Raw genomic sequence first — 15,353 nt, 5'->3', positions numbered from 1 at the left:
TCAAATTCCGATTTGATTTTTTTATATTATATCAACCCCATTTGAACAATACAATGAAAATCCATTAGTTACAAACTTATTTCTTCGGCGGTTGCTGTGAAACATTGTTCTGTGGATTTCCGGCATGAGTGCCTTTGTTCTTCGGAACAATGTCATCTGCCTTTACATACCAGTCCACATCTGCACCACGGTAATTCGCATTGGCTACCGTATCTGCAACAGGGTTGATAAGTTCCACTTCGGCGTTGTAGTCATAGTCCTTTAACGGAACAGTCGCCGGAACGGATACCTGTATCATACGTCCTTGTGTGTTACATTTCAAATCGTAAGTACGTTCCTTGATTTCTTCACTAACCGTTCCATCTTCATTCTGTACATGAACCTCACGGCGTAATGCGGAGAACTTCAACACTCCGAAAGTCTTTTCTTTATCAATGACGATTCCATTTGCTAATCTCATAATCTGAATACCCCCTTATTTATTTTCTGCTGGTAACATATCGTCTGCAAGTAAGATGTAATTGACAAATCCACGTTCTCCGATTTTATAGCCATCAGTAGTGATTCGTGGGTTGATAAGTTTTACTTTCTGCTCTGGCGAGAAATGCTTTTCGCCAGCTTTGGCAGGAAGTGTCACAACTACATCATCGGCTCTCTGCACATCGGAATACAGGTTGTAGCTTCTGGTAATGACAGCCATACGCCCGTTGATTCTCTGTTGTTCCGTAGTATTTTCTCCGGCAAACTCCAAGTTTCCGAATGTCTTTTCCATGTTTGGTACGACAAATCTTAATTCCATAAATAATTGACCTCTTTTCTTTCTGTTTTAGTTTCTTTCCTGCTGTACTTTGTGGGGAGCTACACTCCCCACGCCCCTAGTGGACTTCACGCCCCCGTAAATCAGAGCTTCACGGGAGCGTGAAGTTGCAAAAAGGGTGGCGACCTTGAACGCTCTACCAACCGCTACATTACCGCCTTATGATTTCTTTCTACGGCGTTTGAAGTAAAGCATACCGCCAAGCCCTACGCAGGAAAGACCGAGCATGGCAAGGTAAGCATAGATATTGGTATTGTCGCCTGTTTTTGGGCTGTCACTTGTCTTAACTGTAGATGGTGTATACGGTGTGTCAGTATCCTTTGGTGTGTCTGGGACTTCCGGCACTTCCTTGATTGTCACAGTCTGTCCATCGTCTGTGATGTCCTTATGTTCTGTCACTTTCTTTGGTTCGTCTGGATTAGTCATATCGTATAATTCCTCAAATGTGACAAGGCTCTTGCCACCAAGAGAAGAGCCATCAAAGGTAAATGCAATCTCAACTGTCATTTTTTCATTGTCGGCTGTAAACTCATAATCATTGGATACTTTCTTTCCATCAATCAGAAGTTCGGCGTTTTCTTCCTTTAACATCTGCCAGCCGGAAAGTTTATATTTTGTTCCAACTTCCAGCCCATCTAATGTGACTTTATCCACAATCGTTACATCTTTTCCGGCTTCGATTTCTTTCTTGCCGTTCTTGTCCGTAGCGGTCGTATGGATTTTGATGATACGTTCTGTGATAAGAACAGTCTGTCCATCATCGTTGATGTCTTTATGTTCGGCAACCTTGACAGGCTCTTTCGGATTGCTTATATCGTACAATTCCTCAAAAGTAACAAGATTCTGACCGCCAAGAGCTGAACCGTCAAAACTGTAAGTAATCTCAAACGTCATTTTTTCGCTGTCAGCAGTGAAAGTATAATCACTGTCTACACGTTTCCCGTCAATCAGAAGTTCGGCGTTTTCTTCCTTTAACATCTGCCAGCCGGAAAGTTTATATTTTCTGCCTGTTTCCAAGCCATCAAGTGTAACTTTGTCCACGATCTTGATGTCTTTTCCGGCAACAATCATTTTTTTACCTGTTTTCTTGTCGGTAGCTGTGGTATGGATTGTGATTTCTTTTTCGTATTCATCGGTCAGTGTCCCTAAATCTACGGTCACTTTATTTCTGGATACGACCACCTCAAAAGCTGGAATCAGCTTAAATCCGGCGTTGGAATCACACTTTAATTCCTCAATCACATAGGTATCATAAAGTAATGCACCTTTGCTGTCGTCTGGTTCAGATGTCCCAAACCATACACCGTCCTCACTGGATTTTCCGGCATTAGTATTGACCTTATGGGAAGCCCAGCTTGAAGCAGTGGAGAACTGACCGTTGTTGTCAGTAACTACAATATGAGATTCTCCCGTTGTCTTGCTTGTAATTCTGAATGGAACACCTGCAAGACGTTTGTGTGTACCTGCACCGATTTTTACACCCTCAATATCGCCACGTTTAATCTGGTTGTAGACAGAGTGAGATTTGTCGGTCAAGTCCACGATTTTTCCATCTTCCGTGATAGAAAAGTCGATTGTTTTTGCACCGTCTGTCAAGTAGCCCTCTGGTGCTTTGCTTTCTTCTAATCTGTAATTTCCGTAAGGGAGTAAATCAGCAGAAGTAGAAGCAATTCCATCAATGCCTGTCTGAATCTTCTTGACAGTTTCATTCTTGTTGTATAGTTTTCCCTCAACCAGTACAGGACTGTCATTTAAGGAAATGATGTTGAACTCTGTGTACTGTAAGGTTGCACTTCCTTGTGCTTTGGTATCCTTTGTTTCAAGGTCACGTTTCTGGATTTTTACACCGCCACGGATAACCTTGTCAGATACGGAATACTGGTTGCTTCCAGAAAGTACGGCAAGTTCGCCATCTTCGGAAATCTGTGTAAGGTATGTTCCCTTAATCTGTTCAGAACTTCCGTCAGCCTGCATATATGCACCATCTAATAAGTAGCCGTTTGGTGCTTTCGTTTCTGTGACAGTGAGTGTACCAAGTGACAGTACATTCTTACCGTCCTGTGTATAGAAGCTGTCGCCGGATACTTTGTAGCTGTCGGCAAGTCTGGATACATAATGGATAGTTCCGTCACTGTCTTTTTCGGCAACGGTTTTGGTTGTCCATGTACGGGTAGCCTTTGCAGGAAGATTGTCTGCATTGTAGTAACCGTCATAATAGCTCCATGTGAACTCTGCACCCTCTAAAGATGCATTTCCCTGTGGAGTGGATTTTCCTGTTTCCATGTCAATTTTGAATAAATCAATCAAAGTCTCTGTGACCTTTGGAGTGTCAGCAACAGTTAATGTCGCTGTTTTTCCAACTTCCACATTTAAGGCATGGACAGTAGAATCCAGCTTGTAACCCTTTGGAGCAGAAAGTTCTTTGATGTAAACTGTTCCGGCTTTTACCTCAACTTCTTTGGTATCGCCGTTTCCATCGGCAGTAAGTGTGGCAAGCTGGCTGTTACAGCCCTTATCAGAATAGACACCAAATGTCGCACCCTCAAAGGAATAGTTGGCATTTCCATCTGTGACCGTGGGATTGGAAGAAGTCTTTTTGACCTTTGCATTTCCCACATTTAACTTCGCCCAGAACTGTCCGATGTCCTGTCCTTCGCCAGTATAAATGTAACCGCCACATTCATAACGTCCCTTGTTTGCTTTCACAAATGCTTTCGCACCAGCGTACACTTCATTCTGTACCGCCTGTGAAATTTCATTATAGGAAGCTCTGACGTTATCGCACTGCCAGCCGAGCTGTTCACTCAATCTCTGCCAGACAACACACTGTTCCAGCAAGTATCCCTGTTTGTAATTCAAGTTCGTATGAGAAGCGGTATATTGCTTGACGTACTCTAAGGAAAGAGCAACGTCCGCAATTTGATCGCTACTCATACGAGTGCTTGCGTCAGAACGTGTTTTATATCCATTCTTAAAACTGGTATTGATGTCCACACAGTAGGCAGTTTCGCCCTCAACTTTCATGTGTCCCTCATTGAATGTAGATTTGATAGAACCGTCATTCATAACGTGTTCAATGTAGCCGACACGTTCTGCTGATTCTGTCCAGTATTGATTGCCGGAAGCATGAACCGCCGTCACTGGTAATGCCGTAAGAATGGTTGCAAAAGCAAGCGTTCCTGTCAGCAATCGCTTTACTAGCTTATTCATATTTTCTCTTTCTCCTTTCGATTTTGGGTATGAAAAAAGACGCTCATTTATTGAACGCCTTTAACTTAATTAAATTCAACCTAACGGGTATCTTGTTTCCATGTGATAAATGATTTTAAATACGATTGTAACAAATTATCAGTAAATCCCGAAAAAGTGGTTGGTTTGCTAACAGCCTGCTAACACTCTAAAGGATATAATTGAATATTAGAGTTTATTAACAGAGTCGTTGTGCAAGCCCCTTTTCTGCTTTTTTGGGCGTTAAACGTCACTTACAGGATAATCGAACTACTACATACTAACCGCCACAGGGAACTCCTAAGCGGTAGGTCGGGTGTTCGAATCACCTCGGGAACGCCAAAAACTCCGCCGGAAAACCCAGTAAAATCAAGGGTTTCCGGCGTTTTTTCATTTTTACGGAAAAAGTGAAAAATCGTAAAATTCACAGATTTTCATTAGCAAAATCTCCGTCAGCTAATGGAAATTAGGACGAATGTCGTCCGCCTTTCAGGTGAACGACTTGCTAATAAAAATTAGCAGGATTTTCGCTATTTTGCTAATGAAAATGCCCTCTCTGCTAATGGCAGAAAAATTCGAGCAAAATTCCTGCTAATGAATAAGGCGTTCGTTACCCTGTTAATTCGTTCATTTAGGGGTGGTCAAGCGACAATCGCACACTACTTCTATGCCATTTCTTATTATATAATTGCGGTAACAGGAGGTGGTTGTTTTGAAAGAACAAAAATATCATTTATACCTTTCCAAGGACGAATACAGCGAAGTGCTGCAATCACTTATCCGTTTGAAGAACAGCCTGATAGCACAAGGCAGATACACGGACGCAGCAGATGATATTATTTGCAAGGTGCTTTCAGCCAAGAAAAGAAAGTTCAAAATCAAATATATCTGAACACGAATAAAGACCGCCTACACTTTTGTAAGCGGTCTTTGCTAATTTAGAGTAAGTTAGACAAACTGGAATTTATTAGGCAAACAGAATAAGTGCAACACCTGTGATAAGCAGAACTATACCAACAACAAACTCTATCATTCCCACTTTCTTTGCGTATTCTTCTTTCTTCCGACCGGCTTTGAAATCCGCCTCAAAACCGTTGATAAGATTGTATTTCTTTTTAAAGTAAATGAAGTATCCAAACAGAAGGAATGCCAATCCCAGAACTACAGCCAATACCTTTAGGAATATCATATAAACACCTCCACAAAAAATTCAAATTTGTCTTTCTCTTAATTTCCTATTATACACCAAAATTATGAATATTTCTACCCGCCGTCTATTGACCTCAATTAAGAGGAAAGTAGGTGGCTTTTTTTGTTAGCAAAAAAATTTTCAAGAAATTTTGAAAAAACACCCCCCAAAAACGCTCTCCCATTTCAAACAAGTGAAGGGGTTAATTCCGAGCCACGAAAAGGTCAGCCCTTTCACTTGTATTTTGACAACTGAATAAACCATTCACTAAGACTTTAATTCTGATGATTTTAGCCACCTTATCGGGTACGCCGTGACTTCTGCATTGCAGAACAGCGAGAACTCCCGGTATAGGTAACAGGTTGCCCCTGTTACGGCGATGACAGTCAGAAGGATAATGATACTTCTCTACGGAGCTGGCGGAGTACCCGGCAGAGGTGAAATTCCTATGATACAGATTAGCAGTCTGTTCCTTAGTGACTTCCCGTGAGCTTATTGCTCGGCAAGGGGTGTTGAGAACAAATATTGCCCGACCGGTTAGGAAATGAGCCGGTCAAGTACATAGCCATACTGCGATGGCTATGAATTTCACGAAAGGAGGACGCACAAAGTGTCGAACTGCAAAACGATTGCGATATGCAATCAAAAAGGCGGAGTTGGAAAGACGACCACTACGGTAAACCTCGGCGTCGGTCTTGCAATGCAGGGAAAGAAAGTGCTGCTCATAGACGCAGACCCACAGGGCGACTTAACCACTTGTCTCGGTTGGCAGGATACAGACAACTTGGGTATCACGCTTGCAACGAAACTCACAGATGTCATAAATGAAACGATGAATGACCCTACGGTCGGTATTCTGCACCACGACGAAGGTGTTGACCTTATTCCGGCAAACCTTGAGCTTTCAGCAATGGAGTTTAACCTTGTCAACGCAATGAGCAGAGAGACGGCATTGAGAAACTATCTCAGCGAAGTGAAGGAGAAATACGACTATATCTTAATAGATTGTATGCCTTCCCTCGGAATGGTAACAATCAATGCTCTATCTGCGGCAGACAGCGTAATAATTCCTGTTCAGGCTCAGTATTTACCGGCAAAAGGTATGACGCAGCTTGTTCAGACCATTTCACGAGTTAAGAAGCGTATCAATCCGGGCTTAAAGATTGACGGTATGCTTCTCACTTTGGTGGATAGCCGTACCAACCTCGCCAAAAGCACGGTAGAAGCTCTGAGAGAGAACTTCGGTAGTCAAATCAAGATGTATCGAACATATATCCCGATTGCCGTAAAAGCCGCAGAGACTTCTTCCAAAGGCAAGAGCATTTTTGCCTACGAACCGGGCAGCACGGTGTCAAAAGCGTACACCGAATTTACAAAGGAGGTGTTAGCCGATGGCAGGAAGAAAGAGCGACTTCACTCTCACGAAGCTCGATGACTTATTCTCGACGCAGGAACAGAGAGATGAAGAAAAACTTTCAAAAATCCGAGATATTCCCTTGACTGAGATTGACGATTTCCCCGACCACCCTTTTAAGGTGCGTGATGACGAGGATATGGCACAGCTCATTGAGAGTATTAAGGAACGAGGGGTAATCACTCCGGCGACGGTAAGGCAGAAAGAGGACGGCAGATACGAACTCATATCGGGACACAGACGAAAGCGAGCCTGTGAGCTTGCCGGGTTTGATACTCTCCGTTGTGAGGTCGTTGAACTGAACCGAGACGAAGCCACGATTTTAATGGTTGAGAGCAACTACCAAAGGTCGCAGATACTTCCCTCGGAAAAAGCCTATGCCTACAAAATGCGTTTGGAAGCATTGAGCAGACAAGGCAAAAGAACAGACCTAACTTCCGACCCAGTGGGTTGGAAGTCAAGCGGAAAAGAAACAGCACAACTAATTGGAGAGCAGTCGGGTGACAGTCAAACCCAAGTTCGCAGATATATTCGCCTTACAAACCTTGTTCCCGAACTTTTGGAATATGTTGATGAGGGGCGAATTAAAATGCGACCGGCGGTTGAATTGTCTTTTCTCGATGAGGACAGTCAGCGTGATGTGGTTGATGAAATCGACCTGAACGACGCAACCCCGTCCCACGACCAAACAATCCGTATGCGAAAGTTCTTTGAGGAGGGCAAGCTCACAACCGAAGCAATCCAAGCGATTATGTCGGAGGAAAAACCAAACCAAAGGGAGAAAATTGTTTTGAGGGGCGATAGGGTTCGACAGCTTATCCCGAAGAATATTCCCATAAGCCAAACGGAGGATTTTGTGTGCAAGGCATTGGAGCATTACAACAAGTTTCTGCGAAGCAGAGCCGACCGTGACAGCCGATAGCCTTCCCCCTTTCTCACACTCTAACCCCTATATATACCGGCTATTAACCTGCTGAAAAATATACTCTATCTCCCTTGAGTATATCTATCTCTAATAACATATAGCTGTCTATAAAAGGGTTCGCACATTTGGAGCAAAAGCAAAATGTCTGCTACGATAAAAAGTTCAGCCAATCGCACCTTTGATGTTTTGACCGGTTTTGATTACGATTAAGGCAGAAAGGAGCGATGGATATGAAAAACAGGCTGATACCTTGTGTTCTTGCCTGCCTGATGATTTTCCTCGTAGGTTGTAACGGTAACACAGCCAAAGAAGCTGCACAGGAGATTACGAAAACAGAGACTTCTTTTCCGGCTGGTAATACCGAAACAGATTCTCAGGAAGAAACGGCAGAAGAACCGGAAAGCACGACAGTTCAGGAAGAAACACCGATTACGGCAGAAGAAAGCCAATCAACCGCTGAAAGGCAGACGGTTGCGACTGTTCAGACAAAACCGGCGGAAGAAAAAACGGCTGATACTCCTGCAACCGAAAAGCCAAAGGCAGAGCCACCGAAGCAGACAACCACGCAGGCTGAACCCGAAAAACAAACGGAACAGCCAAAAGAACAGACAACTGCCGAACAAAAGCCGGTTGAAAAACCGACTGAAAAGCCGGCAGAACCGAAACCGACAGAGCCGCACAAGCAGACATTCGATGTCAGCCCTTATGTTAGTTACGCAAAAGAGTATGCGGTAAGCATAGGGCTTTCTCTTGACATCACGGCGACAGAATGTTGGGACAACCCCATATCCGCAAATCCTAACCGAAGCGGTATCAAGTCTGATATTGAAAGCAGACTGAACCGATACAAGAACAGCGAGGGTTTTACCGCTGTGTGGATATGGACAGAAAAGCTATCCGATACGGATTACAACATCTATATCGGCTACTGCTAAAACAAAATAATTTTAAGCGGACGCACTGAGTAAAATCGGTGCGTTTTTGCATTTCAAGGAGGAAAACGCAATGGTTAAAACAAAATTCAAGAAAGCCGTCTCGCTTATGTTGGCGGCGGTTATGAGCCTTACTGCTTTTACGGGCATTGGGGCAACGACAGCCTTTGCAGCCGTAGGAGAAAAAGCCGATGTGTACCTCGTCGATTATCCCCGAAGCGGAGATACCAATAACAACGGCGAATGGGGACACGGCAATCTCAACTATATGAACGGTTGGAAAGGCTTGTCCACAAAATATACAGGACTTCGTGCAATGGGTTCGTATTCGGGCAATATTGCCTACTGTATTGAACCGGGTACAGGTCAGCGGACTGGAGATACTCTCACCGAAAAGGACGAGAACTTCTTTAATAACATCAGCCCGAACGGAACGATTTCCGGCGATGACATTCGCCTGCTTATCGGTCGTATCTTGCAGTACGGCTACCGTGGAGGTATTTCGACAAGCTGGAAGTCGCAGAATGAAAGCGACGCAAACTGCATCGCACACGCTTATGCCACTCAGATTTTGATTTGGGAAACGATTGTCGGAGAAAGAGACGCAGGCTTTAATCACGTTTCTACCAGCGGATACAATGCCGTGCTTGAATGTGTAAGCACTGCACACCCACTCCGCAGTAAAATCTTGTCGTACTACAACAGTATGGTAACAAGTGTTCAGAATCACACCAAAGTGCCGAGCTTCTGCACAAGGTCAAGCGGTTCTGCAAAGGTAAACGAGCTTGAATGGAACGGAAGCAAGTATGTTGCTACTCTCACCGATACAAACGGTGTGCTTGGCAATTACAACTTCTCGGCAAACATTGACGGGGTTTCTTTCTCTGTCAGCGGAAACAAATTGACTGTTTCGATGGAGAAAGCTCCGAGCAAGGAATTTACCATCACAGCCGCAAAAAAGAACGGTGTCCGCAGAGGTGTTGTCGTATGGTCTGACGGTATCCATCAGAACGGAAACGGCATTCAGGATGTGGTCACTTATGCTCAGGAGGTCAGTGACCCTGTCAGCGGCTTTGTCAAAATGAAGGTAAGCTACGGCTCTTGTCAGATTGTAAAGACAAGTGAGGACGGAAAGGTTGACGGCATTCAGTTTACCATAAGCGGTAACGGTGTCAATCAGACTGTAACAACCGCAAACGGCGGTAAATTCCAACTGGATAACCTTATGCCCGGTGTTTACACGGTAACAGAACAGTCTATCGACAAATATGTTCCGCAGGAGGTTCACAGAGTAACTGTTGTTGCCGGTCAGGTGTCAAAGGTCAATTTCAATAATGTTCTCAAAAGAGGTAATCTTCAGGTCATCAAATCTTCTGAGGATAACTTGGTTGAGGGCGTTACCTTCCATCTTTACGGCACATCTCTTTCCGGTATTGCTGTCGATGAGTATGCCGTGACAGATAAGAACGGTGTTGCTTCTTTTGATGATGTGCTTATCAGCGGCACTACCCCATACACCATTGAGGAAGTGGATACCGCAATCCGTTATGTTGTGCCTGCAAATCAGACCGCACCGATTAACTGGAAAGAAGTAACCACAAGAAACTTCACGAACATTCTCAAAAAGTTCAGCGTAACCGTAACAAAGAGCGACCGAGAGGAAGGCACACCGCAGGGCGACGCTACCCTTGCCGGAGCAGTTTACGGTATCTATAAAGGCGAAACCCTTGTGGACAAGTATGTGACGGATAAGAACGGGCAGTTTACCACAAAGGAATATGTCTGTGATAATGACTGGACAATCCGTGAAATCACGCCGTCCGAGGGTTATCTGCTTGATACGACTGTTCACAAGGTCGGTGCTGAACCGCAGCTTTATACGGTGGAACACAATCAGACAGCAAATGATGTTACCGAACAGGTTATGAAAGGCAATATCGCCATTATCAAGCACACCGATGACGGCGAAACTCAGATTGAAACACCGGAAAACGGAGCAACCTTTGAAATCTATCTCAAATCTTCCGGCAGTTTTGACGCAGCAGAAGAAGATGAAAGAGATGTCATTGTCTGTGATGAAAACGGTTTCGGGCAGACAAAGGATATGCCTTACGGCGTATATACCGTTCATCAGACCTCCGGTTGGGAAGGTCGTGAGCTGATGAAGAACTTTGATGTGTTCATTGCTCAGGACGGACAGACCTACCGCTATCTTATCAACAACGCAAACTTTGAAAGCTATATCAAGGTTGTCAAGGTGGACGCAGAAAGCGGTAAAAACATTCCTTATGCCGGTGCAGGCTTCAAAATCTTTGACCCTGACGGCAATCAGGTAACAATGACCTTCACTTATCCTACTCCGACAACGATTGATACTTTCTACACCGACGCAAACGGACAGCTTGTGACACCGGAAAAACTGGAATACGGCAAGGGATATTCTCTTGTAGAAGTTCAGGCTCCTTACGGATATGTGCTTGACAGCACACCGGTGTACTTTGATGTGGCAGAGGAACATTCTTCCGATGAGGGTGGTATTACCGTGATTAAGGTCGATAAGCCTAATATGGCACAGAAAGGTACAGTCAGCATTGAAAAGACCGGCGAGGTGTTTTCAGGGGTAAATATCTCCGGCGTGGAAAACGCCGATGTGATTTATCAGCCTGTCTATGAAGTGAAAGGTCTTGCAGGTGCAGTTTATGAGATTAGCGCAGCAGAAGATATTATCACTCCCGACGGTACACTCCGTTATGCAAAGGGCGAGGTAGTAGATACTGTTACCACAGATGAAAACGGACTTGCCAAGAGTAAGGAGCTTTATCTCGGAAAATATACGGTGGTTGAAATTACTGCACCGGAGGGTATGGTCATCAACAAAGAAGCTCACGATGTTGAGCTGACTTATGCCGGTCAGGAAGTGTCTGTAACCGAAACCGCCACAAGCTTTGTAAACGACAGGCAGAAAGTAGCGGTAAGTCTTGAAAAGACTATTGAAAAGAACGACATCTTCAATATCGGCAACGGCGATGAAATGAAGAATATCAGCTTCGGACTTTTCGCCGCAGAAGAACTTGTTTCTGCAAGCGGTACTTCTATTCCGGCAGACGGACTGATTGAGATTATCTCACTTTCCGAGAACGGCAAGGCTGTTATCAAAACCGACCTTCCTTTCGGAAGCTACTATGTAAAGGAACTTGCCACCGATGAGCATTATATCCTTACCGACGCCAAGTATCCGTTCACTTTCAGCTATGCCGGTCAGGATACCGCAAATGTTGAGATTGCGGTCAATGACGGCAAGCCGATTGAAAACAAGCTCATTTACGGTTCTGTTTCCGGTAAGAAGATTACCGAAAACGGCGAAGCACTGGGAGGTGCTGTAATCGGTCTGTTTAAGGCTGATGAAACCGAATTTACAAAAGAAAATGCTTTGATGACTGCTACCTCCCAAAAAGACGGTAGCTTTTCTTTTGAGAAAGTACCGTATGGCAACTGGCTTGTAAGAGAAATCGAGCAGCCGGAGGGCTTCGTGCTTGATGAAACTTCTTATGAAGTTAAAATCTCCGAGGTCGCTCAGGTCATTGAGGTCGAAATCGTCAATGAGTATGTTCACGGCAATATCAAGTTGACTAAGGTCGATGAAGATTACCCGGACAACAAGCTGACAGGAGCGACCTTTGAGGTTTACAAAGATGTAAACGGCGACGGTAAACTGGATGACGCCGACGAGCTTATCGGAACTCTCTCCGAAACCTCTACCGGTATTTACGAGATGAAGGAACTTCTTTACGGAAAATACCTTGTAAGAGAAACCAAAGCACCGGATGGCTTTGAGCTTGATAAGGGTGTGTACTCTGTTTTCATTGAAAAAGATGAAACCACCTACGAGGTAGAAAACAAAGCCGGCGTCGGCTTTATTAACACAGCTATGAAAGGAAACCTGAAAATCGTTAAAACTTCCTCTGACGGTAAGGTTGAAGGCTTCACTTTCAGAGTTACAGGAGTAAACGGTTACGACCGAAGCTTCACGACCGATAAGAACGGCGAAATCATTATCGAGGGACTTCGTATCGGAGATTACACCATTTCCGAGGTTCAGGATAGTGTTTCTGCTTCCTATGTGCTTCCTGCGGATAAGATTGCAACCGTAAAGGTCGGTTCTACTACCGTTGTGGAAATGCACAATGAGCTGAGAGATACACCAAAGACCGGAGATAACAGCAATGTGGGCTTGTGGACGGCACTTGCGGGACTTTCTGCCCTCGGTATTGTCGGCACAGCCGTTGTTGCGTACAGAAAAAAGAAGAAGGAGGACAATGAGTAATGGACGCTAAAACAATCGTAGCAGTTGTATTAGTCGCCTTTATTATCGGCGGCTTTATCTTCTTGCAGATTAAGAACAGAAAGAAATAAGGAACGCTTGTGTGGGCGGAGTGAAAACTTCGCCCACCGTTCTTTTACGGAGGTGCATTATGAATAAGCAAAAGACGGTTGACAGCAAGGTGCTTGCAATACTCAGAGAATGCCCCGAAACGAGGTATGACGATATGCAGCTTATCCTTTGCTATTACAACCGATACAGCTATATGAGAGTCGGAGATTTACCGCTTGAGGATATAGTCAACAACTATAAAGGCTACGGCTTGCCGTGCTTTGAGACTATCCGCAGAGCAAGACAGAGAGTGCAATCCCTATTTCCCGAACTGTCAAGGCAGTGCAGTGGCTGCGACTGCGGAAACATCAGAATTGTGATTGAAGTAAGCTGAGGTGTGGATATGAACGAGGGAAAAAGAAAAATCGGTGAATACACTGTTCTTTGCTCGGTCAATGTGGGCGAAAAGGAAGTTATCTTGGCTTCCAATGAGCAAAGTACAAACGGCGATAAATTTATGTGCGGCTTTGCAGAGCGAAACGACCTGTTTGAACTGTGTTCGGAATGTATGGTAAGCGATGACTATATCGAAATCGTACACCTTTTCGGAAGCCGTGTGGCAAATGAAGCGGAGCTTTTCAAGGAACAGGTCGAAAAACTGGATATTCCAATCACACTCATAACAGAAGCCGACTGTATCCCCGACCACTATTCCAAAGACATCAACGGCAAAATCATAGCCATTGACCCCAAGGTATTAAAGCCTGAATTTCAGAGAGCCGACAGACAGCTCTACTATGTTACAGGTGGTTTCGGTGCGTCGGCAAACAGCCGTGGAAGTGCCGTGTTTTGTACCAATCTTCACACCGGCAAATCAACCCGATATGAAAGAATGGATGTTATGGGCGAAATAAAGCCTGAGCGTCTGCCTGAATGGGCAAAGGAAAAGGCACAAGAGCTTTCAAACAAGAAGCGAAATAAAGACAAAGAACGATAAGGAGGACAAAGCAATGAAGGAAAATTTCACTTTTCAGCAAAAGACAAAGCTTCTGACGAAACTGTTTGACGCAGGCTGCAATACCGAAAAGAAATTGCAGCAGCTCGACATGGAGAGCATTTTGAAAATTCCGGGTATCACTATTCCGGATATGAGTCTGATTATCGAGTTTCAGAAGCAGACCAAAGCCAATAAGCTGTTCTCTTATTTGGGAGGTGGCACTGATGAGCAGGCAGGAACAGAATGACCGCCATATCATTTGGAGCGACATTAGCCTTGACCTTGATGATTGGCGAGAGTCTTTGGAGGAACTGTATCCCGGATATTCCGATGATGAGCTTTACGACATTATGGTAAAATCCAATGCCGAAAATCTTTATGATGAACGAGTAAATCTCAATATTCAGCTTTCACAGCCGATTATTGTTATCGGCGACCTCGGCAGATGGAACGGCAGAGTGTCGGGCTACAAGATGATTGATTCCGGCAACATTAAGGACTGCCTTTATTCCGATACCGATTACAACGAATGGTATGTGGATAAGTACGGCGACCTTCGTGCCGACGCCGTTCATCACGACGGTACAAACCATTATCTTTACCGTGTATTCAAAGACGGTGTTACCGATACGCAGATTGAAAATCTGCAAGATAAAATCTATAACGGAAAAGCCACAAGAGCCGACATCACACGAGTTACCAAAAGGCTCGGCGATGACATTGCCGGAGTTTATGGTTTTCCTATTCCAAAGCAAAGACAAACAAACGAACAAGCGAGGTGATGAAAATGGATTACAGAGTATTGACCGAAGCAGAGCGTAAATACACCTTCAGCCAAAGTCAGCAGCTCTCTATGCAGACCGGTCTTATCGGATATTTGAGAGCCGACTTCGGTTCTAACGGGAACGAGTTTTGGACGACTTGGAACGATTTCAGAAAAGACTTGAAAACCGATGAATTTAAGGCTGAATTTGATGAAGTCATAAACGGATTGCGTGACGGCGATGTTTTGTCCGGCAGAAAGGCTATGTCCTCTTACTGTTATTCCACTCCCGACAGCTCCTTTAATGATGACTGCAACCACTACGGCATCCGTCTTGATACGGGAAAGTACAGCTATCTTATGAGATTTAACCCCAACAGGGGCGAGTACAATCTGTACTGCTATTGCTATCAGAAAGAGTGGCTAAATGCCCACTTGAAAAACGCTGAGCGAGGTATCCGATTTATCAACCCGCACTATCAGGAGCAGTTTCGCATTGCGGACGGAGAAAAAATCTCAATCAAGCTCGGCGACGGCAAAACAATGGAGAGAACTTGCAGATATATCGACGACTACCATTTGGAGGTCGGCACAAATCTCTACCATATCTGCGAATTTGCCGAGCTTTGCGAGAGAAACGGTCATACCGTAGAACCAGCCGCAAAAGAAAACACGAAATCCGCAAAGGACAAAGAAAAAACACGATAAGGAGGTGC

Annotated in this window: 14 protein-coding genes; 10 read left to right on the top strand and 4 right to left on the bottom strand. The window is 44.5% G+C overall.

Going from position 1 to position 15,353, the window contains the following annotated elements; all coding sequences use genetic code 11:
- Nucleotides 1-76: 76 nt before the first annotated feature.
- The 3 genes from DXC04_RS10095 to DXC04_RS10085 all read right to left on the bottom strand — a co-directional run bounded on the left by DXC04_RS10095 (nt 77) and on the right by DXC04_RS10085 (nt 4,027).
- Entirely contained in the window at nt 77-460 is a 384-nt protein-coding gene (locus tag DXC04_RS10095) for a YdcP family protein (protein ID WP_118324635.1), read from the bottom strand.
- Between the two features lie 15 nt (nt 461-475).
- Nucleotides 476-799, bottom strand: coding sequence for a YdcP family protein (locus tag DXC04_RS10090; protein WP_005334875.1), 324 nt, complete (start codon nt 797-799; stop codon nt 476-478).
- Between the two features lie 177 nt (nt 800-976).
- Entirely contained in the window at nt 977-4,027 is a 3,051-nt protein-coding gene (locus DXC04_RS10085) for a VaFE repeat-containing surface-anchored protein (RefSeq protein WP_118660941.1), read from the bottom strand.
- 730 nt (nt 4,028-4,757) lie between these two features.
- Here DXC04_RS10085 and DXC04_RS10080 point away from each other — a divergent pair.
- Nucleotides 4,758-4,937, top strand: a complete 180-nt coding sequence (locus DXC04_RS10080) for a hypothetical protein (protein ID WP_024721699.1) — start codon at nt 4,758-4,760, stop codon at nt 4,935-4,937.
- Between the two features lie 75 nt (nt 4,938-5,012).
- On the opposite strand, the gene DXC04_RS10075 is transcribed toward DXC04_RS10080, so the two are convergent.
- Nucleotides 5,013-5,234, bottom strand: a complete 222-nt coding sequence (locus DXC04_RS10075; protein WP_015573075.1) for a DUF3784 domain-containing protein — start codon at nt 5,232-5,234, stop codon at nt 5,013-5,015.
- A 610-nt stretch (nt 5,235-5,844) separates the two neighbouring features.
- On the opposite strand from DXC04_RS10075, the gene DXC04_RS10070 reads away from it, so the two are divergent.
- The 9 genes from DXC04_RS10070 (at nt 5,845) to DXC04_RS10030 (ending at nt 15,345) form a co-directional block, all read left to right on the top strand.
- Nucleotides 5,845-6,669: a ParA family protein gene (locus DXC04_RS10070; RefSeq protein WP_024721698.1), complete on the top strand. Its 825-nt coding sequence runs from the start codon at nt 5,845-5,847 to the stop codon at nt 6,667-6,669.
- Nucleotides 6,626-7,570: a ParB/RepB/Spo0J family partition protein gene (locus tag DXC04_RS10065; RefSeq protein ID WP_024721697.1), complete on the top strand. Its 945-nt coding sequence runs from the start codon at nt 6,626-6,628 to the stop codon at nt 7,568-7,570. Before DXC04_RS10070 ends, DXC04_RS10065 begins: the two co-directional genes overlap by 44 nt.
- A 233-nt stretch (nt 7,571-7,803) precedes the next feature.
- Complete coding sequence (locus DXC04_RS10060; protein WP_024721696.1) at nt 7,804-8,508, top strand: hypothetical protein; 705 nt, start codon at nt 7,804-7,806, stop codon at nt 8,506-8,508.
- Between the two features lie 70 nt (nt 8,509-8,578).
- Nucleotides 8,579-12,829 carry a SpaA isopeptide-forming pilin-related protein gene (locus DXC04_RS10055; protein ID WP_015573073.1) on the top strand — a complete coding sequence of 1,417 codons (4,251 nt, stop codon included), beginning with the start codon at nt 8,579-8,581 and terminating at the stop codon, nt 12,827-12,829.
- Between the two features lie 148 nt (nt 12,830-12,977).
- Nucleotides 12,978-13,271: a hypothetical protein gene (locus DXC04_RS10050; RefSeq protein ID WP_003525240.1), complete on the top strand. Its 294-nt coding sequence runs from the start codon at nt 12,978-12,980 to the stop codon at nt 13,269-13,271.
- A gap of 9 nt (nt 13,272-13,280) precedes the next feature.
- On the top strand, nt 13,281-13,874 hold the full coding sequence (locus DXC04_RS10045) for a hypothetical protein (RefSeq protein ID WP_015573072.1): 594 nt from the start codon (nt 13,281-13,283) through the stop codon (nt 13,872-13,874).
- 13 nt (nt 13,875-13,887) lie between these two features.
- A complete protein-coding gene (locus tag DXC04_RS10040; protein ID WP_015573071.1) occupies nt 13,888-14,121 on the top strand; it encodes a hypothetical protein in 234 nt (77 codons plus the stop codon).
- 55 nt (nt 14,122-14,176) lie between these two features.
- Complete coding sequence (locus DXC04_RS10035) at nt 14,177-14,656, top strand: hypothetical protein (RefSeq protein ID WP_243112138.1); 480 nt, start codon at nt 14,177-14,179, stop codon at nt 14,654-14,656.
- A gap of 5 nt (nt 14,657-14,661) precedes the next feature.
- On the top strand, nt 14,662-15,345 hold the full coding sequence (locus tag DXC04_RS10030; protein ID WP_015573070.1) for a hypothetical protein: 684 nt from the start codon (nt 14,662-14,664) through the stop codon (nt 15,343-15,345).
- Nucleotides 15,346-15,353: the final 8 nt, after the last annotated feature.

Origin of the sequence: Dorea sp. OM07-5, from assembly GCF_003481355.1 — a bacterium.
GTDB lineage: Bacteria > Bacillota > Clostridia > Lachnospirales > Lachnospiraceae > Dorea_D > Dorea_D hominis.
This window is presented reverse-complemented; position numbering and strand designations above follow the sequence as displayed.